Genomic DNA, 22,977 nt, shown 5'->3' on the forward strand with positions numbered 1-22,977 from the left:
GCACCGCGAGGCTGGTCCCAGGACGACATCCGAGGGGGATCAGGGTCATGGCGCACGCGGTCGACAGCAGGAACGAGCAGGGTCGGGAGCGGGAGCGGGAGCGGGCCGCGGTGCGCCGCCGGTGGTGGTCGGGCTGGCCGCACTGGGCCGGGTACGCGGCTGCCGTCTGGTCCCTGGGCTACGGGCTGGCGGGGCTGTACTGGGCGCTGGGCGGGGCGGGGTACCCGTTCGCGCAGGCCGCCGTGGACCGCTCGTCCGGGTCGGTGCTGGACCCCAGCCCGGTGGCCGTGGTCGCCCCGGTCATGGCGGCGGTGGGACTGGCGGGGGCGGTCTGCGGGCTGCTCATGGCACGCCGCCGGTGCGGTACGGGTGCGGGCCGCCGGGCGCTGCTGGTCTTCGGCTGGACGCTGGCCGCGACGCTCCTGGTGGGCGTGCAGGACTACACCCTGATCGCCGTACTGGCCTTCGCCCCGCTCCTGGTGGTGTTCGCGTTCACCGGCGTGCCCGGTCCCCAGGAGGGCGTCGGCGACATCCTCTTCTGGCACCGGGACAACCTGCTCATCCTGTTCGTGGGCGGCGTCCTGTGGACGCTGGCGACGCTGGCCCACCAGCGGCGGACCGGCGGGCTGTGCGCGCACTGCGGCCGCGGCGGCCGGGCCGCCGCGTGGACCGCGCCGGAGTCGGCCGCCCGCTGGGGGCGCAGGGCGGTGCTGGTGTCGGTCCTGTCCACCGTCCCGTACGAGGCGACCCGCGTGGCCTGGTTCTTCGGCTACCCGCTCGGCATCACCGACGCGTTCCTCGAGGACATGCAGGACACCCCGGGGCTGCTCGGGATCGGGCTCGGCCTGGCGCTCGCCTCGGTCGGTGGCGCGGTGCTGACCCACGGCCTGGTGGCGCGCTGGGGCGAGGTCTGGCCGCGGTGGGTGCCGTTCAAGGCGGGCCGGCCGGTCGCCCCGGCCACCGCGGTCGTCCCGGCCCTGCTGGTATCCGTGGTGGCCGTCCCCGGCGGCCTGATGATGATCCGGGCCGGCAACCAGCCCTTCGGCTGGGGCACCAACTACCCCGCGATGCTGTGGGTGGTGTGGGGCGCCGCGCTGGGCGCCGCCACCCTCGCCTACTACCTCCGCCGGCGCGGGACGTGCGGGCACTGCGCGCAGGGCTGAGGCCGCACGCCGGGCCGGGGCTCGGGCCCGGGCGGGGGCTCAGGCCGGGCGGGCCGGGCTCAGGCCGGGCGGGCCGGGCTCACGCCGGGCGGGCCGGGCTCACGCCGGGCGGGAGGCGCCGGCCCAGGGCATCGAGTCGAGCGGCGCGAGCCGGACGGTCGATCCCGGGCGCGGGGCGTGGATCATCTGGCCGTTGCCGACGTAGAGGCCGACGTGCGTGATCCCGGAATAGAAGAACACCAGGTCGCCGGGGGCCAGCTGGTCGCGGGACACGCGCCGGCCGACGTTGATCTGGGTGTAGGTCGTGCGGGGCAGCGAGACCCCGGCCGAGCGCCAGGCCGCCTGGGTCAGTCCCGAGCAGTCGAAGGAGCCGGGCCCCGTCGCTCCCCAGACGTAGGGCTTGCCGATCGCCCCGTACGCGAAGGCCACGGCGCGGGCCGCCCGGGAGCCGTCGGCGGGCGGCGGGGGCGCGGCGGTCACGGGCCCGGCGGACGCCGCCCCGGAGGGTGCGGCACCGGACGACTGGGCCTCGTAGGCGGCGCGCTCCTCAGCGGTCAGCTTGTCCAGCAGTCGCTTGGCGGCGGCGAGCTTCCCCTCCGCCTCGGCCTTGTGGGCGGCGAGTTCGTCCCGCCGGGAACGGAGGTCGGCGAGCCGCCCGGAGGCCTGCTCCCGCAGCTTCGACAGCTCGTCCAGCTTGCGGCGCACCGTGGTGATCCCGGCGGCGTTGCGGTTGCCGGCGCGGGAGATGAAGGAGGCCTGGGTGAGGTACTCCTGCGGGTCGTCCGCGAGGGCGAGCTGTACGGCGGTGCCCAGGGAGCCGCTGCGGTACTGGGAGGCGGCGAGCGAGCCGAGCGCGCTGCGGGCGGTGTTGAGCTGGTCGGCCTTGCGGGCGGCCTCGTCACGCAGACCGGTCAGTGCCCGTTCGGCCTCGTCGGCCTGCTCCTTCGCCCCGTTGTACCGCTCGGTCGCCGCCTCGGCCTCCTCGTAGAGCCGGTCCACCTCGGTCTTGACCTGGGCGGGGGTGGGCCGGGGGTCGGCCTGGGAGGTGCCTTCGAAGGCGGTGGCGGTGGCAGCGCCCGCGAGGGCGATGGTGGCGGCGGTCCGTACCGAGCCGCCGGAGAGCGGGCGCTGCCTGGGCTTTCGATGAGTGGCCACGAGGGCCTCACGTCCTTCCTCTGCCGGTGCTTGGAGGAGGACGCTAGACCCGGAGGTAACGGGCGGATGACGCGATGACCGTAAGTGCCCCGATGCGACCGGAGCTGGCCGCACAGGACCGGAGCGGATCGTTCCGGTGTGGGTCAGTGCCAGAGAAGGGCGATGAAGATGTTGATCACGGTCAGTGCGCCGACCGTGGCGAACAGCGGCTTGTCCACGTGCTCCTCGTCGCGCTTGACGTAGACGAGAGCGAGGATCACGAAGAGGAGGGCGAGCTTCACGCCGACCTTGATGTTGTTGACGGGCGTGCCGTCCATCTCGTTGAAGCCGACGAGGAGCACGCCGGTGACGAGCATGGTGAGCGCGCCGTGCAGCATGGCGGGCGTGAAGCGGGCGGTGCCCGCGCTCATCGCCTTCATCTGGGTCAGGAAGCCGCCGAGGAGGGCCGCGATCCCGATGATGTGCAGGCCGACGAAGACACTGATGAGTACGTCCATGGCAGTCGAGCGTACGGGGGCGGACGGGCGGCGCCGGAAGCGGGTCGGGGTCCGTACGAGAACTGCGTACAGTGGAGGGCATGCCCGCCGCCGACGACCCGATCCACCCCGCCGTCGACCGCATCGAGCTCGTCGACGTCCTGGCGGCGCTCGGCCACCCCGTCCGGCTGGAGATCGTCCGCAGGCTCGCCTCCGGGGAGGAGGCCTTCTGCGGTGAGGTCGTGCCCGACCTGCCCCGGTCGAGCGTCACGCACCACCTCAGGACGCTGCGCGAGAGCGGGGTCATCTGCCGGCGACCCCAGGGCCGCAAGCTCTATCTCGCGCTGCGCCGCGACGACCTGGAGCTCCGCTTCCCCGGTCTGCTGGAACTCGTGCTGGCCTGTCGGTCCCGCCCCCTAGACTCGGAATGCGATGAGCAGCCTCTTTGACGACAGCTTCCTGGCGGACCTCACCCCCTCCGACGAGGTCCCGCCGCCGCCCGAGGAGTACCCCGCCCCGGAGGCGGGCGCGGACGACCTCTTCGGCGGGCACTTCGACGTGCCCATGACCGGTGACGCGTACTACCGGGACGGCGCCCCCAAGCCCGTCATCGACCCGGCGGCGCTCCTCGACGGCCTGAACGAGCAGCAGGCCGCGGCCGTGGTGCACGCGGGCTCCCCGCTGCTCATCGTGGCCGGCGCCGGCTCCGGCAAGACCAGGGTGCTCACGCACCGCATCGGCCACCTGCTGGCCGCCCGGAACGTCCACCCCGGCCAGATCCTGGCGATCACCTTCACCAACAAGGCCGCCGGCGAGATGAAGGAGCGCGTCGAGGGCCTCGTCGGCCCGCGCGCGAACGCCATGTGGGTCTCCACCTTCCACAGCGCGTGCGTGCGCATACTGCGCCGCGAGTCCAAGCGGCTCGGTTTCACGTCCTCGTTCTCGATCTACGACGCGGCCGACTCGAAGCGCCTGATGGCCCTCGTCTGCCGGGACCTCGACCTCGACCCGAAGAAGTTCCCGCCGAAGTCCTTCAACGCCAAGATCTCGAACCTGAAGAACGAGCTGATCGACGAGGAGGCCTTCGCCGACCAGGCCGCCGACGGCTTCGAGAAGACGCTCGCCCAGGCGTACGTGATGTACCAGGCGCGGCTGCGCGAGGCCAACGCCCTCGACTTCGACGACATCATCATGACCACGGTGCACCTGCTCCAGGCCTTCCCGGACGTCGCCGAGCACTACCGGCGCCGCTTCCGGCACGTCCTGGTCGACGAGTACCAGGACACCAACCACGCGCAGTACACGCTCGTGCGCGAGCTGGTCGGCACCGGCTACCCGGACCTGCCCCCGGCCGAGCTGTGCGTGGTGGGTGACGCCGACCAGTCGATCTACGCCTTCCGCGGCGCGACGATCCGCAACATCCTCCAGTTCGAGGAGGACTACAAGGACGCGACGACGATCCTGCTCGAGCAGAACTACCGCTCCACGCAGACGATCCTCTCCGCCGCCAACGCCGTCATCGAGCGCAACGAGAACCGCCGCGCCAAGAACCTGTGGACCGAGGCCGGCACCGGCGCGGTCATCACCGGCTACGTCGCGGACACCGAGCACGACGAGGCGCAGTTCGTCGCCGACGAGATCGACCGGCTCACCGACGCCGGCGACGCCAAGGCCGGCGACGTCGCGATCTTCTACCGGACCAACGCCCAGTCCCGCGTGTTCGAGGAGATCTTCATCCGGGTCGGCCTGCCGTACAAGGTCGTCGGCGGCGTCCGCTTCTACGAGCGCAAGGAGGTCCGCGACGTCCTCGCGTACCTGCGCGTCCTCGCGAACCCGGAGGACAACGTCCCGCTGCGCCGCATCCTGAACGTCCCCAAGCGCGGCATCGGCGAGCGCGCCGAGGCGATGATCGACGCACTCGCGCTGCGCGAGAAGATCACCTTCCCGCAGGCGCTGCGGCGCGTCGACGAGGCCTTCGGCATGGCGGCCCGCTCCACCAACGCCGTCAAGCGGTTCAACGCGCTGATGGAGGAGCTCCGCACGATCGTCGACTCGGGCGCCGGCCCGGCGGTGGTGCTGGAGGCGGTCCTGGAGCGCACCGGCTACCTCGCCGAACTCCAGGCGTCGACCGACCCGCAGGACGAGACGCGGATCGAGAACCTCCAGGAACTGGCGGCCGTGGCGCTGGAGTTCGAGCAGGCGCGGGAGGCCGCGGCCGCCGAGGCGCCGGAGGGCTCGGCGCCCGTCGGCCCCGGCACGCTCGCCGAGTTCCTGGAGCAGGTCGCCCTCGTCGCCGACTCCGACCAGATCCCCGACGAGGACGAGGACGGCTCCGGCGTCATCACCCTCATGACCCTGCACACCGCCAAGGGCCTGGAGTTCCCGGTGGTCTTCCTGACGGGCATGGAGGACGGGGTCTTCCCGCACATGCGCGCGCTGGGCCAGACCAAGGAACTGGAGGAGGAGCGCCGCCTCGCCTACGTCGGCATCACACGGGCGCGCGAGCGGCTGTACCTGACCCGGTCCAGCATGCGCAGCGCGTGGGGCACCCCCTCGTACAACCCGCCGTCGCGGTTCCTGGAGGAGATTCCGGACCAGTACCTGCAGTGGAAGCGCACGGGGGCGGCCCAGAAGCCGGCCGGCCCGATGCGCAGTTCGGGCTACGGATCGGGCTCGGGCGGCGGACGGTCCTCGTTCGGCACCTCGCCCGAGGCCTTCCTGTCCTCGTCGCGCACGAAGTCGGGTCCGTCCGGTTTCGCGACGCGCCGGGCCGCGGACAAGCCCGTCATCGCGCTGGCGGTCGGGGACCGGGTCACGCACGACCAGTTCGGGCTCGGCACCGTCATGGAGGTCAAGGGAGCGGGCGCGGACGCGCAGGCCACCATCGACTTCGGCGACGACAAGCCCAAGCGGCTGCTGCTGCGCTACGCGCCGGTGCAGAAGCTCTGAGGGCCGGGGCGGGCCGGGGCGGGGCGCATCGTCCCGCCCTCGCCGGCCTGCCGCCCTTGCCGAACCCGCCGAACCCGCCGTGCAGGAAAGGGAAGTGCCCGGCAGCGCGACCGCTGCCGGGCACTTCCATGGAGTCGGTGGAGCCGGTGGCTACCTCGGGTCCAGGCCCTTGCTGCGCAGCCAGGCCAGGGGGTCGATCGCGGAGCCGCCGCCGGGCCGGACCTCGAAGTGGAGGTGCGGGCCGGTGGAGTTGCCGGAGTTGCCCGAGTAGGCGATGACGTCGCCCGCCTTGACCTTGCCGCCGCGGATCTTGGTGGAGCTGAGGTGGCAGTACCAGGTCTCGGTGCCGTCGGGCGCGGTCACGATGGCCATGTTCCCGTAGGCGCTGTTGTACTGCGTGCGCACGGTGCCGTCGGTGGCCGCCATGACCGGGGTCCCGTAGGAGACGGGGAAGTCGATGCCGGTGTGGACCGACATCCACATGCCGCCGGCCTGGCCGAAGCTGGCGCTGAGGCCGTGCTGCGCGACCGGGACCGCGAACTTGGGGCGGGCGGCCTCCTTGGCCGCGGCCTCCTCGGCCTTCTTCTTCTTTTCCTCTTCCTGGCGTTCGCGCAGGTCGATGCGCTCCTGGGTGCGGCTCGCGCGGTCCGCGAAGTCGCCCGCGTCGGCGCTGAGCGCGACCAGTTGGGTGTCGAGCTTGGTGTTCGCCGCGACCGGCTTCACCGAGGCCGGGTCGGGCGCGGCCATCGTGGTGGTGTCCTCACCGGACTTGTCCGTACCGGTGAGCCCGCCCACGGAGGCGGCCGCGACACCGGCGACGCCCATCACGCAGGCGGAGGGAACGGCCACGGTCAGCAGGGCGGAACGCTTCGCCGGGGTGCGCCGGCGGCCGCCGGCCGCCTTGGCGCCCGACGCCTTGGCGACGCCCTTGGCGTTCCCCTTGGCCGCGGTCCGGCGCGCGGAACGCGGAGCGGAGGTCACCGGCATGGCCTGGGTGGGCATGTCGTGGACGCCGTGCAGTTCGTGGACCTCGGGCAGCTCGTACGACTCGCCGGACTCGAACGTTTCTTCGCTTGTGGGTGCCTCGTCGGAGAGCACCTCGAAGACGGCGGTCTCGCTGTACGCGGCGGCCGCGGGGTCGGTCCCGGTCTCCGCGTCGGTCGCGGTGGGCTGGGCCTCGTGGGTGTAGCCGACGGTGCCGAGGGTGGCCGTCCCGTACGCGTAGTCCTGCTGTGCGGGCTGGTAGTCGTACGCGTATTCGGCCTCGGGCTGTGCCGGGGTCTGCGTGACGGTGTTCCAGGCGGTCGCGTCGTAGGCGCCGGTCTCGGTACCGGTGGTACCGAAGCCGGGCATCGCCCAGTGACCGGTCTGCTCGGCGGAGGTGTCGTAGCCGAAGGAGGCCGTCGGGTAGGCGGTGTAGCCGGAGTGGTCCGTGCCCGTGCCCGTCCCCGCCGCGTTCCAGGCGCTCGCGTCCCAGCTCCCGGTGGTGTCCTCGGGGACGGACTGCGAGGGGACCGTGGACAGGTAGGGGTCCTGCGAGGTCCACGCGGTGGTGTCGTACGCGCCGGTCTCGTAGGAGCCATAGGCAGCGTAATTGACCCCCTGGCCCTGCGTTTCGTAGGAAACGTAGGCCGAGTCACCAGCGAAAGCGGTGGTGGAAAGGCCGTCATACCCGGCATCCGGGTACTGGCCCGACGAGGGGCGGTCGTTCACCAACTTCTCTTTCGCCTCGGCAGTGGGGGCCTGGGTGGCCGGGAACTCGAAGTTCACCGGAGGAGAGCAGTGGCGTGACTGTACCCGGCGGTTACTCGCAACGACAATCTTCGCCGGGTCCCCAGATCAGCGGAACCGGGCATTCGGCCGTCTTTCGGTCGCCGAAAGACGCAGCCTTGGCCTTGAGTTCGAAATGTGTTCGACTCCCGGTCGCCGGAAGGTCAGGCGACGGAGGCGGTGTCCGGGCCCGCCACGAGGGCCGGAGCGGGGCCGTCAAGGGCGCGCCCGACCGCCGCGATGACCGCCGGGTGCGCCGGTAGCGCGAGATGGCCGATACCCGTGACCTGCACATTTTCCACACACAGGTCCGGGTGTTCGATCCGCGCGCTCCCGACCGGGGCCATGAGCGTGTCGAACTCGCTCCAGAACGCCACGCAGCGCGTGGTGCACCCCGGCGAGGGCGCCGCCAGCTCGGCCAGCACCTCGGAGCCCGGGCGCATCTGCCGCACCAGGGGGTGGGCGTCCAAGAACGGGGCGACCCGCGTACCGGAATGCGGGGTGCCGAGCGTGACCAGGGTGCGGACGCGCGTGTCGCCGCCGAGGCGCTGGACGTAGTACCGGCCGATCAGGCCGCCCAGGCTGTGCCCGACGATGTCCACCCGCTCCTGCCCGGTGCGCTCGCACAGCTCCTCGACACGCCGGGCGAGATGGCCGGCGATGACGCGCAGGTCGAGGGCGAGGGGCGAGTAGTTGTACGCCTCCACGTGCCGCAGGCCGCCGGCGCAGAGGGCGCGGCGCAGCAGGACGAAGACGGACCGGTTGTCGGTGAATCCGTGGAGGAGCAGGACGGGCGGGCGTGTCGTGGTGGGGACACGGACGAGTTTCTCCTGGCACACCCCGGTGGGGTACAGCAGGAGGTGCCCGCCCAGCACGACGACCTCGAGTGCGCCGGCCCGCAGCGCGGCACCGGAGAAGGTGACGGGGACGGATACGGGTAAGGACAGACCCACGACGGCCTCCAGTGGTCCTCGGGGGCGGCGGCCGCCGCGCCACCGTGCCGTGCGGCTGGCGGCACGGTGGCGCAATGCCGTCCCACGTGTGATTTCCCCCTCGTGCTTGACCGCGAAACGGCGGCGTGCGCGATGCTGTACTTAACGTTCGTTCACTCGGGAGGCAGTGCGATGGGTGTGACCGGTCCGATCCGTGTGGTGGTGGCCAAGCCGGGTCTCGACGGCCACGACCGCGGGGCCAAGGTGATCGCGCGGGCGCTGCGGGACGCGGGGATGGAAGTCATCTACACCGGCCTCCACCAGACCCCCGAGCAGATCGTGGACACCGCGATCCAGGAGGACGCCGACGCGATCGGCCTGTCGATCCTCTCGGGCGCCCACAACACGCTCTTCGCGCGCGTGCTGGAGCTGCTGAAGGAGCGCGACGCGGAGGACATCAAGGTCTTCGGCGGCGGCATCATCCCCGAGGACGACATCGCCCCCCTCAAGGAGAAGGGCGTGGCGGAGATCTTCACCCCGGGCGCGACGACGACGTCCATCGTGGAGTGGGTCAACGCCCACGTCCGCCAGTAGCCACCGGCGGCCCGCAGCGACCCCGCCCGTCGGCAGCCGCGCGGGCACGCAGCTCCGGGCCGCGCCCGGTGAGCCCCCCCGCCCGGCGTAGACGTGAACCGGAACCGCTGCGCCGGCCGCGGCGCGTCGGCCCGGCCGGGTCCCCGGCCGCGGCGTGCCGGCCCTGCCGGGCCCTGCGCCGGCCGTGGCGCGTCGGCCGTGGCGCGTCGGCCCTGCCGAGTTTCCCGGCCGGCCGCGGCGTGCCGGCAGGCCGAGCCCCCCGCCGCGCCCGGCTCCGGCCGCCGGCGGTGGCCCGGCCCCCGGATGCCGGTCGCGCCCCCCGCAGGGGGCGGGCCGGGTCGAGCTCCACGGCGTCGCTGCGTGAGCACCGGGTCGTCCGGTCCCGGGCGGCCGGGCAGGTGCCGGCCGAGCTCCCCGCAGGGGTCACGGTGGGGTGAGTTCCGACAGCATCGCTGCGCGCAGGCGAAGGGTGGCGACCAGGCGCTGGAAGGCTTCCGCCCAGTACGCCGCCGCTCCCGGGGACGCGTCCGGCGGGTCCTCCGCGGCCGCGGTCAGGGCCTCCAGCCGGCCCGCCTCGGCCGGGTCGAGGCAGCGCTCGGCCAGGCCCATCACCCCGCTGAAGCTCCACGGGTAGCTGCCCGCCTCCCGGGCGATGTCGAGGGCGTCCACCACGGCCCGGCCCAGAGCGCCCGCCCACGGCACCACGCACACCCCGAGCAGCTGGAAGGCCTCGGACAGACCGTGGGCCCGGACGAACTCCGCCACCCACTCGGCGCGTTCCCCGTCGGGGAGGGTCTCCAGCAATGTGGCCCGCTCCGCGAGGGAGGCCGTGCCCGGGCCCGCCGCGGGCGGCGCCGACGCCGGGCCGAGCAGGGCCCGCGACCACTGCGGGTCCCGCTGGCGCACCGCGGCCCGGCACCACGCCGCGTGCAGCTCCTCCGCCCAGCCCTCGGCCGAGGCGACCGGCAGTGCCACGATCTCCGCCGGGCCGAGCCCCCCGAACCGCTCCCGCCAGCACGACAACGGCGCCGCCTCGACCAGTTGGCCGAGCCACCACGCCCGCTCCCCGCGACCGGCGGGCGGCCGCTTGACCACCCCGTCGCGGAGCATCCCCGCATCGCACTCGGCCGGCGGCGTCACCCCCTCCGGACCCACACAGGCCAGTGCCCGCCCGGCCATCCGGCCCGCCAGCGCCGACTGCGGCAGTGCCGACAGCAGTTCGGCGGCCGTCGCGCGGACGTTGCGGCTGCGGTCGCCCAGCGCCGCCTCCAGGAAGGGCTCGTCCTCCAGGGACAGCCCCGCACGCAGCGAGTCGAGGAACATCAGCCGGTCCTCGGCCCGTTCGCCCGCCCAGGTCGTCGCCAGCAGCCGCGGTGCCGCCGCCGGCTCGTGGGTCCGTACCGCGCCCAGCAGGGCCACCCGCTCCGCGAACAGCCCTTCCTCCCACAGCCGTTCCACCGCGGACGGGTCCGTCACGTCCGGCAGTTCCCCGCCGCCCGCCCCGCCGCGCAGGGCGAACCGCCAGTCCGGATTCATCCGCGCCAGCCACTGCCCCCGCGCACCGGCCAGGGCCAGGGCCTGCGGGCGCAGGTCCGTACGGGCCCGGGCGGCGTCCAGCAGTGCCGGTACGAGCGCGGCGGGCGCGCGGTAGCCGTGCCGTCCGGCCGCGGCCAGCCACTGCGGGAGCAGCTCCGTCAGATCCGGGGCCGCGCCGCGACGCCCGCTGCCGCCCCCGCTGCCGGTACGGCCCGCCAGCAGTTGCGCGAGCCGCCGGGCCGCCGCCTCCGGCGGTGCCGGCCGGGGGTCGCGGGGCGCGGGCTCGGGCCGCGGCCGTGCCGCCGCCGGCCGCAACCCCGCGCGGCGGCGCACGGTGTGCACGGCCGCCGCGTCCAGCAGTGCCCCGGGCGAACCGGCCGGGCCCCCGCCCCGGCGCCGGTCGGTGCCCAGCAGCGCGGCACCGACCAGCTCCTGCCACTCCCCGTACCCCTCGTCACCCTCGCCCATCGGTGCCCCTCCCTCGCTGCTCGTCCTCGGTCGTGTCCGGTGCCCCGGTCCCGCCCCCTCCACGGGACCGGGGCTGTCGATGTCCCGTGCGGGTCCGCTCAACTGGCGTGGTTGTCGTTCATGAAAGCCCCCCGGCTTCTCGTCGTTCCTTGTGCGGCGCCCCCCGGCGCCGCACCTCTGCGTGCCGTCCCCGTACGACGGCGCAGGACCCCCCAGGCCCCCTGCGATGTGGTGGTCCGGTCCCGTCCCGCTCAGGACAGGGCGACCGGCTCGGACGAGCCCGGCTGCCATGCCGTCAGCGGGGTGAACCCGCGGTGGCCGCACTCGCCGAAGACCGTCACCGGGCCCCCGCCCGACAACGCGGCCAGCTGCCACAGCCCCCCGCGGGAACGGCTGCCCGCCCCGGTGAGGGGCACCGGCAGGGCGGAGGTGCCCTCCGCGTCCGCCAGCTGCCAGCCGAGCTCTCCCGGTATCGGGATCACCGGGCCGAGCACGACCGGCCAGGACTCCAGCCACGGGTCCTCCCGCAGCGCGGCCCCGTAGGCCTCCAGGGCCGCCTGCGTGCTCACCCCGGCCGGTACCTCCGTGCACGGCGCGGCCGCCGCGGACCTCTCCCCGAGGTCCGCCCGCAGCCCCGCCGACCCGGGCCGGAAGCGCAGCTCCGCCTCCAGCACCAGCCCCACCGGCAGCGCCAGCCCCGGCGGCCGCCCGGGCGGCCCGAAGTCCAGCACCAGCGCGGGCCGTCCCCCCGCCAGCCCGCGCAGCCATATCCGGCGGGTGGTGAGCCGGCCGTCCGGCGACACCGAGTCGTACTGGGCGAGCACCAGCCAGCGGTCCCGTACGGCCTCCCCCTCCCCGGAGGCCGGTAGTCCCACCCGGCTGCGGACGGTCGCCGCCAACTGGTCCGGAAGTCCCGTCACGCCCATCCAGGCCCGGTCCAGCAGGTGCAGCAGCGCCGCCTCCTCCAGCATCCGGGCGGGCCAGCCGGGGCCGCAACTGGGTATCGTCCCCAACTCCCGTACTCGCCCCGCGAGTCCGGGTGCCTGGGCGTCCACCATCCGGGCGGCGGTCTCCTCCCACGCCGCGTAACCGGCGTGCTCCTGGCCCGCGAGGCCGCCGCGCAGCAGGTCGGCCAGCCGTTGCTCCAGCTCGGTGACGCCCGCCCCCACGCGCGCCGCCCGCCGCTCGGCCCGGCGCCGGGCCCCCTCCTCGTCCACCGGACCGGCCGTCGGACGCGCGGCCCTGGCCGCCCGGTCCGCCAGCCACTGCGCTGCCCAGTCCGGCGCCTCCCCGGGCTCGCCGACCCCCTCGGCGGACCAGAGCAGGAGCAGCCCCAGCGCGTGCTTGCACGGGAACTTCCGGCTCGGGCAGGAGCACTTGTAGGCCGGTCCCGTCAGGTCGACCACCGTCCGGTACGGATTGCTGCCGCTGCCCTTGCACAGCCCCCACACAGAACCGGAAGCGGAACCTCCGATCTGCGACCACGGCCCCGCCCCGCCGAGTCTGCCGCCCGCCTTGCGTGAAGCATCGTCAGGAGCCAGAGCCAGTACCTGTTCCGCCGTCCAGCGGACCCCCTGCTCAGTCATGACAACCACCGTAGAGACCCCCTCTGACAATCGCGCTGACCTGCAACGACGTGCACAGCAGGGGGCGTTGTCAGTGGCGTGGTGCACCGTTGGAACAGCAGTCGGGAGCGGCTGCCGAGCACTGGAGGGGGACCATGAGCAAGCCCGAGAACGGCATCGGCGCCGAGGCGCTGCGACCGCACGCCGAAGACGCCTTCGCGCACGAACTGAAAGCCCTGGCGGCCGCCGACGACAGGCCCCGCCCGACCCGCTGGAAGCTCTCCCCCTGGGCCGTCGCCACCTACCTGCTCGGCGGCACACTCGACGACGGCACGGTGATCACGCCCAAGTACGTGGGACCGCGCCGCATCGTCGAGGTCGCGGTCACCACCCTGGCCACCGACCGCGCCCTGCTCCTGCTCGGCGTGCCCGGCACCGCCAAGACCTGGGTGTCCGAGCACCTCGCGGCCGCCGTCAGCGGCGACTCCACCCTCCTCGTCCAGGGCACTGCCGGCACCCCGGAGGAGGCCATCCGGTACGGCTGGAACTACGCGAGGCTCCTCGCCCACGGCCCCAGCCGCGAGGCCCTCGTACCCAGCCCCGTCATGCGGGCCATGGCCGAGGGAATGACCGCCCGCGTCGAGGAGCTCACCCGCATCCCCGCCGACGTCCAGGACACCCTCATCACCGTCCTGTCCGAGAAGACCCTGCCCATACCGGAGCTCGGCGAGGAGGTCCAGGCCGTGCGCGGCTTCAACCTCATCGCCACCGCCAACGACCGCGACCGCGGGGTCAACGAACTCTCCAGCGCACTGCGCCGCCGCTTCAACACCGTCGTCCTGCCGCTGCCCGCCACCGCGGACGCCGAGGTCGACATCGTGGCGCGCCGCGTCGACCAGATGGGCCGCGCCCTCGACCTGCCGGCCGTGCCCGAGGGACTGGAGGAGATCCGCCGCGTCGTCACCGTCTTCCGGGAGCTGCGCGACGGGGTCACCGACGACGGCCGGACGAAGGTGAAGTCGCCCAGCGGCACCCTCTCCACCGCCGAGGCCATCTCGGTCGTCACCAACGGCCTCGCCCTGGCCGCCCACTTCGGGGACGGCGTCCTGCGCCCCTCCGACGTGGCCGCGGGGATCCTCGGCGCCGTCGTCCGCGACCCGGCCGCCGACAAGGTGGTCTGGCAGGAGTACCTGGAGACCGTGGTCCGCGAGCGCGACGGCTGGAAGGACTTCTACCGGGCCTGCCGGGAGGTGACGGGATGAGCACCGCCCGGCAGGGCCCGCTGCTCCTCGGCGTGCGCCACCACGGGCCCGGATCGGCCCGCGCGGTCCGCGCCGCCCTGGACACGGCCCGCCCGGCGGCCGTGCTGATCGAGGGGCCGCCCGAGGGGGACGCGCTGCTCGGACTGGCCGCCGACCCCGGCATGCGGCCGCCCGTGGCGTTGCTCGCGCACGCCGCGGACGACCCCGGCCGGGCGGCGTTCTGGCCGCTCGCCGACTTCTCCCCGGAGTGGGTGGCGATCCGCTGGGCGCAGGAGGCGGGCGTACCGGTCCGGTTCATGGACCTGCCCGCCGCGCACTCGCTGGCCGCCATGGGGGAGGCCGACGACACCGGGCCCGACGCGGTCCGGCTGGACCCCCTCGCGGTGCTCGCAGGGACCGCCGGGTACGACGACCCCGAGCGCTGGTGGGAGGACGTGGTCGAGCACCGCGGCTCCGGCGGCGCGGGGCAGGAGGCGCTCGGCGCGTTCGAGGCCCTCGGGGAGGCCATGGAGGCCCTGCGCGAGGCGTACGGCGACGGCGGCCACCGCCGCGACCTGGTGCGCGAGGCGTACATGCGCCAGCGGATGCGCGCAGCCCGCCGGGAGTTCGGCGACGGGTACGCCGTGGTGTGCGGGGCCTGGCACGTCCCGGCGCTGCGGACGAAGACCACCGTCGCCGCCGACAAGGCGCTGCTGACCGGGCTGCCCAAGGTCAAGGTGGAGACCACCTGGGTGCCGTGGACCCACCGCCGGCTCGCCCGGGCCGGCGGGTACGGCGCGGGGATCACCTCGCCCGGCTGGTACGCACACCTCTTCGCAGCCCGGGACCGGCCCGTCGAGCGGTGGCTGACCAAGGTCGCCGGCCTGCTGCGCGAGGAGGACCGGCAGGTCTCCTCGGCCCACGTCATCGAAGCGGTCCGGCTCGCCGAGACCCTGGCCGCGATGCGGGGGAGGCCGCTGCCCGGCCTGACCGAGACGCTGGAAGCGGTCCGGGCGGTGATGTGCGACGGCTCCGACGTACCGCTCGCGCTCATCGAGGACCGCCTCGTCGTCGGCGACGTGCTCGGCGAGGTCCCGGACGCGGCACCCGTCGTACCGCTCCAGCGGGACCTGACGCGGCAGCAGCGGTCCCTGCGGCTCAAGGCGGAGGCACAGGAACGCGAGCTGGAACTCGACCTGCGCAAGGACACTGACGCGGCCAAGTCCCTGCTGCTGCACCGGCTGCGGCTGCTCGGCATCGACTGGGGCACCCCGACCGCCTCCCGCAGCAGCACCGGCACCTTCCGGGAGACCTGGCGGCTGCGCTGGCAGCCGGAACTGTCCGTACGGGTGGCCGAGGCCGGGATCTGGGGCACCACCGTCCTCGCGGCCGCCACCGCCAGGGCGGAGGCCGACGCAGCGGCCGCCGGGGAGCTGGGCGAGGTGACGGCGCTCGCCGAGCAGTGCCTCCTGGCCGGACTGTCCGAGGCACTGCCGGCCGTACTGCGGGCCCTCGCGGACCGCGCCGCGCTGGACACGGACGTCGCCCGGCTCGCCAAGGCCCTGCCGGCGCTGGCCCGTTCGCTTCGGTACGGCGACGTACGGGGCACCGACGCCACGGCGCTCGGCGCGGTCGCGGCCGGGCTCGCCGAGCGGATATGCGTCGCGCTGCCCCCGGCCTGCGCGGCCGGCCTGGACGCCGACGCGGCGGCGGAGCTGCGCGGCCACATCGACGGGGTGCACACGGCGGTGGGACTGCTGGCCGACGCCGACGACGGGCTGCGGGGACGCTGGTCCGAAGTCCTGGGCAAGCTGGCGGACCGGGACACCGTGCCGGGCGTCATCCGGGGCAGGGCGGCCCGGCTGCTCCTCGACGACGGGCGGCTGGAAGCCGGGGAGACGGCCCGGCTGATGGGGCTCGCGCTGTCCCCGGCCGCGCCGCCCGCCGACGCGGCGGGCTGGATCGAGGGCTTCGCGGGCGGGAGTTCGGGCGGCGGCACCCTGCTGGTCCACGACGACCGCCTGCTGGGCCTGATCGACACCTGGCTGGTGGGGGTGCCCGAGCGGGCCTTCACCGATGTCCTCCCCCTGCTGAGGCGGACGTTCGGGGGGTACGAACCGGGGGTCAGGCGGACCCTGGGCGAGCTGGTCCGGCGCGGCCCCGGGGGCCCGGCGGCGGCGCAGTCGGCGGGCGAAGCCCCCGAGGGCTTCGCCCCCGAGCTGGACCGGGAGCGGGCGGACGCGGTGACGGAGCTGGTCCGGATGCTGCTCGCGTCTCCCGACGGGGTCGCGGCCGCCTGAGGGGGGCGGCGCCGCATCGAAGAGCGACGAGTACGACGAGTGCAGGGGGACGGACGGATGAACGGTACGGAGACGAGCGTGGCGGTGGCCCAGGACCCCGCAGACCCCGCGGACAGCGCCGGGGGCGAGCGGCTGCGGCGGTGGCGGATGGTGCTCGGCGGGGGAGACGCCGACGGGACCGGGCACGCGCTGACCGGGCGGGACGCGGCGATGGACGCCGCACTCGGCGCGCTGTACGGCGGAGGCGGCGAGGCAGGGGCGCGCCGGGCCCCGGGGACGGCGCGGTCGGCCGGACTCGGCGGCTCCGCGCCGAACGTGGCCCGCTGGCTCGGGGACATCCGGACGTACTTCCCCAGCTCGGTGGTCCAGGTGATGCAGCGTGACGCGATCGAGCGGCTCGGCCTGTCCGCCCTGCTGCTGGAGCCGGAGATGCTGGAGGCCGTCGAACCCGACGTCCACCTGGTCGGCACCCTGCTCTCGCTGAACAAGGCGATGCCCGAGACGACGAAGGAGACCGCGCGGGCCGTGGTGCGCAAGGTGGTGGAGCAGCTGGAGAAGCGGCTCGCGACCCGGACCCGGGCCACGCTCACCGGCGCACTCGACCGCTCCGCCCGGACCAGCCGCCCCCGCCACCACGACATCGACTGGGACCGCACGATCCGGGCCAACCTCAAGAACTACCTGCCCGAGTACGGCACCGTCGTCCCCGAACGGCTGGTCGGGTACGGCCGGGCGGCGCAGTCGGTGAAGAAGGAGGTGATCCTCTGCATCGACCAGTCGGGTTCGATGGCGGCCTCCGTCGTCTACGCCTCGGTCTTCGGCGCGGTCCTCGCCTCCATGCGCTCGATCGCCACCCGTCTGGTCGTCTTCGACACGGCCGTCGTCGACCTGACCGACCAGCTCGACGACCCGGTCGACGTCCTCTTCGGCACCCAGCTGGGCGGCGGCACCGACATCAACCGCGCCCTCGCCTACTGCCAGTCGAAGATCACCCGGCCTGCCGACACCGTCGTCGTCCTCATCAGTGACCTCTACGAGGGTGGCATACGCAACGAGATGCTCGGGCGCGTCGCCGCGATGAAGGGGGCGGGCGTCGAGTTCGTGACCCTGCTGGCCCTGTCCGACGAGGGAGCTCCGGCCTACGACCGCGAGCACGCCGCGGCCCTCGCCGCGCTCGGCGCTCCGGCCTTCGCCTGTACGCCCGACCTGTTCCCGGAGGTCATGGCCGCGGCGCTGGAGAAGAGGCCCCTGCCGACCCCCTGAGGTTCCTCCGACACGCCCGTCCCGGCACCCGGTGTGAATCGGCGGATCACACGAATTTCCAGTTCAACCGTAAGGCGTTCTGTGACAGGTATCACCGCTCAGGTGTGATCTGCGATTTAGGGCCGCACGCCCCACGGGGATAACCTGCCGGACGGACATGCCGCGTCCACGGTCACCGTGTGCGCCTTCCTAGTGACAGCGCCGTCACGTTGCCCTCCGCGGCACGCCCACGCAGATAGCAGACAACCGCGAATCACTGCGAATCTTTTAAAAAGACAAGGGACGGACGCGCGTGGACCTGTTCGAGTACCAGGCGAGGGACCTCTTCGCCAAGCACGGTGTACCGGTGCTGGCCGGTGAAGTCATCGACACGCCTGAGGCGGCTCGCGAGGCCACCGAGCGGCTGGGCGGCAAGTCGGTCGTCAAGGCGCAGGTGAAGGTCGGCGGCCGCGGCAAGGCCGGCGGCGTGAAGCTGGCCGCCACCCCGGACGAGGCCGTCGCTCGCGCGACGGACATCCTGGGCATGGACATCAAGGGCCACACGGTCCACAAGGTGATGATCGCGGAGACCGCTCCCGAGATCGTCGAGGAGTACTACGTCTCGTACCTCCTCGACCGCACCAACCGCACCTTCCTGGCCATGGCCTCGGTCGCGGGCGGCATGGACATCGAGCAGGTCGCCGAGGAGACCCCGGAGAAGCTCGCCAAGGTCCCGGTGAACGCCAACGAGGGCGTGACCATCGAGAAGGCCCGCGAGATCGTCGAGCTGGCGCAGTTCCCGGCCGAGGTCGCCGAGAAGGTCGCCGCCGTCCTCGTGACCCTGTGGGACACCTTCATCGCCGAGGACGCCCTCCTCGTCGAGGTCAACCCGCTCGCCAAGGTCGCCTCCGGTGAGGTCATCGCCCTCGACGGCAAGGTCTCCCTGGACGAGAACGCCGAGTTCCGCCAGCCGGGTCACGAGGAGTTCGTGGACCACGCCGCCGCGAACCCGCTCGAGGCCGCCGCCAAGGCGAAGAACCTCAACTACGTCAAGCTCGACGGTGAGGTCGGCATCATCGGCAACGGCGCGGGTCTCGTCATGAGCACCCTGGACGTCGTCGCCTACGCCGGCGAGAACCACGGTGGCGTCAAGCCCGCCAACTTCCTGGACATCGGCGGTGGCGCCTCCGCCGCCGTCATGGCCAACGGTCTCGAGATCATCCTCGGGGACCCGGACGTCAAGTCCGTCTTCGTCAACGTCTTCGGTGGCATCACCGCGTGCGACGAGGTCGCCAACGGCATCGTCCAGGCGCTGGCCCTGCTGGAGGAGAAGGGCGAGGCGGTCACCAAGCCGCTCGTCGTCCGTCTCGACGGCAACAACGCCGAGCTGGGTCGCAAGATCCTCTCGGACGCCAACCACCCGCTGGTGCAGCGCGTGGACACCATGGACGGCGCGGCCGACAAGGCCGCCGAGCTCGCGGCTGCGAAGTAAGGGCAGAGGTCAAAGACTCACATGGCTATCTTCCTCAACAAGGACAGCAAGGTCATCGTCCAGGGCATGACCGGTGCCACGGGCATGAAGCACACCAAGCTGATGCTGGCTGACGGCACCAACATCGTCGGCGGTGTGAACCCGCGCAAGGCCGGCACCACCGTCGACTTCGACGGCACCGAGGTCCCGGTCTTCGGTTCCGTCGCCGAGGCGATGGAGAAGACGGGCGCCAACGTCTCCGTCCTCTTCGTCCCGCCGGCCTTCGCCAAGGCCGCCGTCGTCGAGGCCATCGACGCCGAGATCCCGCTGGCCGTCGTCATCACCGAGGGCATCGCGGTGCACGACTCCGCCGCCTTCTGGGCGTACGCGACCGCCAAGGGCAACAAGACCCGCATCATCGGCCCGAACTGCCCGGGTCTGATCACCCCCGGTCAGTCCAACGCCGGCATCATCCCGGGCGACATCACCAAGCCCGGTAAGATCGGTCTCGTGTCCAAGTCCGGCACGCTGACCTACCAGATGATGTACGAGCTGCGCGACATCGGCTTCACCTCCGCCGTCGGCATCGGTGGCGACCCGGTCATCGGCACCACGCACATCGACGCCCTGGATGCCTTCGAGGCCGACCCGGACACCGAGCTGATCGTCATGATCGGTGAGATCGGCGGCGACGCCGAGGAGCGTGCGGCGGACTTCATCGCGAAGAACGTCACCAAGCCGGTCGTCGGTTACGTCGCGGGCTTCACCGCCCCCGAGGGCAAGACCATGGGCCACGCCGGCGCCATCGTCTCCGGCTCCTCCGGCACCGCGCAGGCCAAGAAGGAGGCCCTCGAGGCCGCCGGCGTCAAGGTCGGCAAGACGCCGACCGAGACCGCCGAGCTCGCTCGCGCGATCCTGAACGCCGCTCAGTAAGCAGCGGCCGTACGGCTGAACGGGCGTGGCCCGCACCCCTCGGGGGTGCGGGCCACGCCCTTTTCGTACGACGCCTCAGCCGATCTGCGGGGCGATGCGCGCCGGGCCCGCCTCCGGGTCCGCGCGCAGCTTGTCGTGCAGTTGCCTGCTCCGTTCGGTGAGCTGCTGGGGGCCGCTGAGCGGGGGCACGCCGGACACGCTCGCGCCCGGCGCGAGCGGGGGGTGGTACTGGGTGGGCGCGGTCGCCGCCGTGTAGGCGGTGGCGGCCGTGATCACCGCGGTCAGCCCGAGGGTCGCCCGGTTCCACTGCCGGACGCGCCGCTCGCCGCCGCCGCGGACCGCGACCGCCGGGCGCGGGTCGAGCGGGAAGGGCGGCCGCAGTGCGCCCAGCCTTTCGCGCAGCGCCGCGGACTGCTTCTCGACCGGTACGTCGGCCAGTTCCGGGATCCGGGCGGCGAGATCGGCGTGCGCGTGCAGGATGCGGTTGCCCGCGGCGAGGGTGGTGGCCTCGGTCTCGGCGGCGGTGTCGGGCAGGTCGAGGCCCACGCCGTCGTAGAGCAGGACGACCCGGCGGTGGATCCTGGGCAGTGCGAGCAGGGCGTCGAGCAGGATCCGGTCGGCGGGATCGGCCGGGGGCCGGTCGGGCCGGCGGTGGGCGCGCCGGAAGCGGTGCCAGGGGGAGAGCGCGTACTCGTACGCGATCGCGCGCACCCAGCCCACCGGGTCCGGGTCGGTGGCCACTTCGGGCCACTGGTCCCATGCCCGGGTGAAGGCCCGGTCCACCGCCTCCAGGGCGAGCGCGCGGCGGCCGGTCAGCAGGTAGGCCTGGCGGGCGAGGGCGGGCGCGGCCCGGTCGTAGAGGGTGTCGAAGGCCTCGGCCGGTCCGATGGCGTCACGTGCGGCCGGCCGGGTGGCGGCCGCGGTCCCGACGCCGTCGCCGGTGTCGGGGGTGCCGTTGTCAGGGGTGCCGTTGTCGGGGGTGCCGGTGTCAGGGGTGCCGGCAGGTCCGTCCGGGGCCGTCGGCGCGTCCTGGGCGCGGGTGTCGGCGGCGGTCCCGGTCCCCGGCGCGACCGCGACCGCCACCAGGACCGGTTCGGCCTCGTCGGTCCGGCCGTCCCGGACCGGCGGGCCGGTCGCGTCGGCGGTCACCGTCAGCACGGGCAGCCCGGCCAGGAAGCGCGCGTACGCGTCGCGCTTGCGCCCGCGCGGGGAGGTGCGTCCGGACTCCCAGGAACGGACCGTCGCCGCGGCGACGCCCACCGCCTCCGCGACCTCATCGAGTGTCAGTTCCGCAGCTTCGCGCAGTCTTCGGCGCTCGTTCGGGACGGGCAGGCCCTCGACGCTTCGTGTCATGCCGCACTCCCCGCGACCCGGCAGCCCTGAGCGAAAAAGTACATAAGCGTATAGTGGGCGACACAACGGACATTCGCCTGTTACCCGTCCATAGCGCGTGTCGAAGGCACCATGGCGGGGTGACCCAAGTGACCGAACGCGGGACCCGGTTGCCGGGGGCCCCGCGAGCCGGCGTGCGACGCCGTTCGCCGGCCGCAGCCGCATGCGTGGTGGGCGGCGCCGTCGCCGCCGGGCTCGGGCTCGGCTTCCTCGCCGTGCTCGTCATCGTCCTGTGGATCAGTTCCCCCTATCCCGACAGCGGTCCCGGCGGGGCCCTGCACCTCGCCGCCGGGCTGTGGCTGCTCGCCCACGGGACCGAACTGCTGCGGTACGAGACCCTTTCCGGCGTCCCGGCACCCGTTGGAGTGACGCCCCTGCTGCTCGTCGCACTTCCCGCCCTGCTCCTGCGGCGGGCCGCCCGGCTGGGCGGCGCCTCCGACGAGGAGGACGAGGAGGTGCTGCCCGCGACGGCCGTGTTCTCGGCCGTGCTCTGCGGATACCTCGCCGTCGGGGCCCTCGCCACGGTGTACGCCGCCGGGGGCCCGATGCCCGCCGACCCGATCAGCGCCGCCTGGCACGTACCGCTGGTGGCCGTGCCGGCCGCGGCCGGTGGCGTGTGGGGGGCCAAGGGCAGGCCGCTCGGACCGCTGCCGAACTGGCTGCCGGGGGGCTTGCGGCGGGGGTTCGTGCGCCCTCGGTACGCGCTGGCGCTGCGGGCGGGAACGGGCGGAGCCCTGGTTCTCCTGGGCGGCGGGGCGCTGCTGGTGGGTGCCTCGCTCGCCTGGCACGGTGCGCAGGTCCAGGCGTCGTTCCTGTCGCTGACCGGGGTGTGGTCGGGCCGGTTCGCGGTCCTACTGCTCGCGATCGCGCTGATCCCGAACGCCATGGTCTGGGGGGCGGCCTACGCCCTCGGTCCGGGCTTCGCCCTCGGCGGCGAGGTGACGGCCACTCCGCTCGGCTTCGCGGGAGCGCCCGCGCTGCCCCGGTTCCCCTTGCTGGAGGCGCTCCCGGCCGCGGGGCCGGGGACCCCGCTGACCTGGGCCGCCGCCGGGGTGCCGGTGGTCGCGGGGCTGGCGGTGGGCTGGTTCGCGGTGCGCCGGGCCCGCGAGGTGTCGTACGGGGAGACCGCGCTCACGGCGGCCCTCGGCGCGCTGGTGTGCGGCCTGGTGACGGCCGGACTGGCGGCGGCCTCGGCGGGGCCGCTGGGCTCGCGGCGGCTGGCCGAGTTCGGGCCGGTGTGGTGGGCCACGGGCGCGGCGGCCTTCGCCTGGACGCTGGTACTGGCCGTGCCGGTGGCGGTGGGGGTGCACGCGTGGCGCTACCGTCCGGCCGAGGGGCCGGTCGCGGGGGACGCGGACACCCCGGTGGACGACGGGTGGCACGACAGCGGGGTGCGGGAGATCCGCTGGGAGGCGATGCGGAGGGCGTCGGGGACGCTGGTGCCGGAGATCGTCGCCGAGCCGGTGGCTCCGCCGGTTTCGCCGGTGGTTCCGGTGGCTGCGGCTCCGGCTGCGGCTCCGGCTGTGGCCGTGGCGGCTCCGGCACCTGCGGTGCGGGCGCGGCGGGCGGTGACCGTGGTGTCCGGGCTGGACCTGGGGCCGGTGGCTCCGCCGGTTCCGCCCGTGGCTCCACCGGCTCCGCCGGTGGTCGGGGTGCGGGTGCTTCCCCGGCGGAAGCCGCCTGTCTAGACCGCCCGGTGGGTCGCCGGGTGCGGCGCCGTTGCGGGGGCGCTGCGCCCGGGCCCCGCGCCGCGAACGCCGGCGGGGCGGGGAGGGCGCCGCAGGCGCCCG

The 22,977-nt window shown here is 73.9% G+C and carries 17 protein-coding genes; 10 read left to right on the forward strand and 7 right to left on the reverse strand.

Annotation, left to right across the window (positions count from 1 at the left end; translation table 11 throughout):
• The first annotated feature begins 47 nt into the window (after positions 1–47).
• The gene (locus IH80_RS0115710; RefSeq protein ID WP_234432255.1) at positions 48–1,163 is read left to right on the forward strand and encodes an NYN domain-containing protein; all 1,116 of its coding nucleotides are present in this window, start codon (positions 48–50) and stop codon (positions 1,161–1,163) included.
• A gap of 99 nt (positions 1,164–1,262) precedes the next feature.
• On the opposite strand, the gene IH80_RS0115715 is transcribed toward IH80_RS0115710, so the two are convergent.
• Both IH80_RS0115715 and IH80_RS0115720 read right to left on the reverse strand, forming a co-directional pair.
• The gene (locus IH80_RS0115715) at positions 1,263–2,318 is read right to left on the reverse strand and encodes a C40 family peptidase (RefSeq protein ID WP_030961002.1); all 1,056 of its coding nucleotides are present in this window, start codon (positions 2,316–2,318) and stop codon (positions 1,263–1,265) included.
• 143 nt (positions 2,319–2,461) lie between these two features.
• Positions 2,462–2,815 (reverse strand): hypothetical protein, encoded by a 354-nt coding sequence (locus IH80_RS0115720; RefSeq protein ID WP_030961003.1) that lies wholly within the window; start codon positions 2,813–2,815, stop codon positions 2,462–2,464.
• A gap of 80 nt (positions 2,816–2,895) precedes the next feature.
• Between IH80_RS0115720 and IH80_RS0115725 the strand changes: the two genes are divergently transcribed.
• Together IH80_RS0115725 and pcrA are read left to right on the forward strand one after the other, a co-directional pair.
• Positions 2,896–3,243 carry an ArsR/SmtB family transcription factor gene (locus tag IH80_RS0115725; protein ID WP_030961004.1) on the forward strand — a complete coding sequence of 116 codons (348 nt, stop codon included), beginning with the start codon at positions 2,896–2,898 and terminating at the stop codon, positions 3,241–3,243.
• Positions 3,227–5,743: a DNA helicase PcrA gene (gene pcrA, locus IH80_RS0115730; RefSeq protein ID WP_030961005.1), complete on the forward strand. Its 2,517-nt coding sequence runs from the start codon at positions 3,227–3,229 to the stop codon at positions 5,741–5,743. Before IH80_RS0115725 ends, pcrA begins: the two co-directional genes overlap by 17 nt.
• 150 nt (positions 5,744–5,893) lie before the next feature.
• Here the strand turns inward: pcrA and IH80_RS0115735 are convergent, their stop codons facing one another.
• Positions 5,894–7,513: a M23 family metallopeptidase gene (locus IH80_RS0115735; protein ID WP_386393317.1), complete on the reverse strand. Its 1,620-nt coding sequence runs from the start codon at positions 7,511–7,513 to the stop codon at positions 5,894–5,896.
• Positions 7,514–7,677: 164 nt separating this feature from the next.
• Positions 7,678–8,466, reverse strand: coding sequence for an esterase/lipase family protein (locus IH80_RS0115740; RefSeq protein ID WP_234432256.1), 789 nt, complete (start codon positions 8,464–8,466; stop codon positions 7,678–7,680).
• Positions 8,467–8,637: 171 nt separating this feature from the next.
• On the opposite strand from IH80_RS0115740, the gene IH80_RS0115745 reads away from it, so the two are divergent.
• Positions 8,638–9,039 (forward strand): cobalamin B12-binding domain-containing protein, encoded by a 402-nt coding sequence (locus IH80_RS0115745; RefSeq protein ID WP_030961008.1) that lies wholly within the window; start codon positions 8,638–8,640, stop codon positions 9,037–9,039.
• A gap of 423 nt (positions 9,040–9,462) precedes the next feature.
• Here the strand turns inward: IH80_RS0115745 and IH80_RS0115750 are convergent, their stop codons facing one another.
• Positions 9,463–11,043 carry a DUF5691 domain-containing protein gene (locus tag IH80_RS0115750; RefSeq protein ID WP_037880094.1) on the reverse strand — a complete coding sequence of 527 codons (1,581 nt, stop codon included), beginning with the start codon at positions 11,041–11,043 and terminating at the stop codon, positions 9,463–9,465.
• Positions 11,044–11,294: 251 nt separating this feature from the next.
• Positions 11,295–12,629: an SWIM zinc finger family protein gene (locus tag IH80_RS0115755; RefSeq protein ID WP_030961010.1), complete on the reverse strand. Its 1,335-nt coding sequence runs from the start codon at positions 12,627–12,629 to the stop codon at positions 11,295–11,297.
• A 134-nt stretch (positions 12,630–12,763) separates the two neighbouring features.
• Between IH80_RS0115755 and IH80_RS0115760 the strand changes: the two genes are divergently transcribed.
• From IH80_RS0115760 to sucD, 5 genes are all read left to right on the forward strand, one after another.
• Complete coding sequence (locus IH80_RS0115760) at positions 12,764–13,870, forward strand: ATP-binding protein (protein WP_030961011.1); 1,107 nt, start codon at positions 12,764–12,766, stop codon at positions 13,868–13,870.
• A complete protein-coding gene (locus tag IH80_RS0115765; protein WP_037880099.1) occupies positions 13,867–16,149 on the forward strand; it encodes a DUF5682 family protein in 2,283 nt (760 codons plus the stop codon). Before IH80_RS0115760 ends, IH80_RS0115765 begins: the two co-directional genes overlap by 4 nt.
• Before the next feature lie 57 nt (positions 16,150–16,206).
• Positions 16,207–17,412 (forward strand): VWA domain-containing protein, encoded by a 1,206-nt coding sequence (locus IH80_RS0115770; RefSeq protein WP_051809373.1) that lies wholly within the window; start codon positions 16,207–16,209, stop codon positions 17,410–17,412.
• A gap of 292 nt (positions 17,413–17,704) precedes the next feature.
• The gene (sucC, locus tag IH80_RS0115775) at positions 17,705–18,883 is read left to right on the forward strand and encodes an ADP-forming succinate--CoA ligase subunit beta (protein WP_030961016.1); all 1,179 of its coding nucleotides are present in this window, start codon (positions 17,705–17,707) and stop codon (positions 18,881–18,883) included.
• A gap of 21 nt (positions 18,884–18,904) precedes the next feature.
• The gene (gene sucD, locus IH80_RS0115780; RefSeq protein WP_030961018.1) at positions 18,905–19,795 is read left to right on the forward strand and encodes a succinate--CoA ligase subunit alpha; all 891 of its coding nucleotides are present in this window, start codon (positions 18,905–18,907) and stop codon (positions 19,793–19,795) included.
• Positions 19,796–19,870: 75 nt separating this feature from the next.
• Here the strand turns inward: sucD and IH80_RS0115785 are convergent, their stop codons facing one another.
• Positions 19,871–21,148 carry a helix-turn-helix domain-containing protein gene (locus IH80_RS0115785; RefSeq protein WP_030961022.1) on the reverse strand — a complete coding sequence of 426 codons (1,278 nt, stop codon included), beginning with the start codon at positions 21,146–21,148 and terminating at the stop codon, positions 19,871–19,873.
• Positions 21,149–21,321: 173 nt separating this feature from the next.
• On the opposite strand from IH80_RS0115785, the gene IH80_RS0115790 reads away from it, so the two are divergent.
• Positions 21,322–22,875 (forward strand): DUF6350 family protein, encoded by a 1,554-nt coding sequence (locus IH80_RS0115790; RefSeq protein ID WP_158943482.1) that lies wholly within the window; start codon positions 21,322–21,324, stop codon positions 22,873–22,875.
• The last annotated feature ends 102 nt before the right edge of the window (positions 22,876–22,977 follow it).

Origin of the sequence: Streptomyces sp. NRRL S-378 (assembly GCF_000720645.1) — a bacterium.
GTDB lineage: Bacteria > Actinomycetota > Actinomycetes > Streptomycetales > Streptomycetaceae > Streptomyces.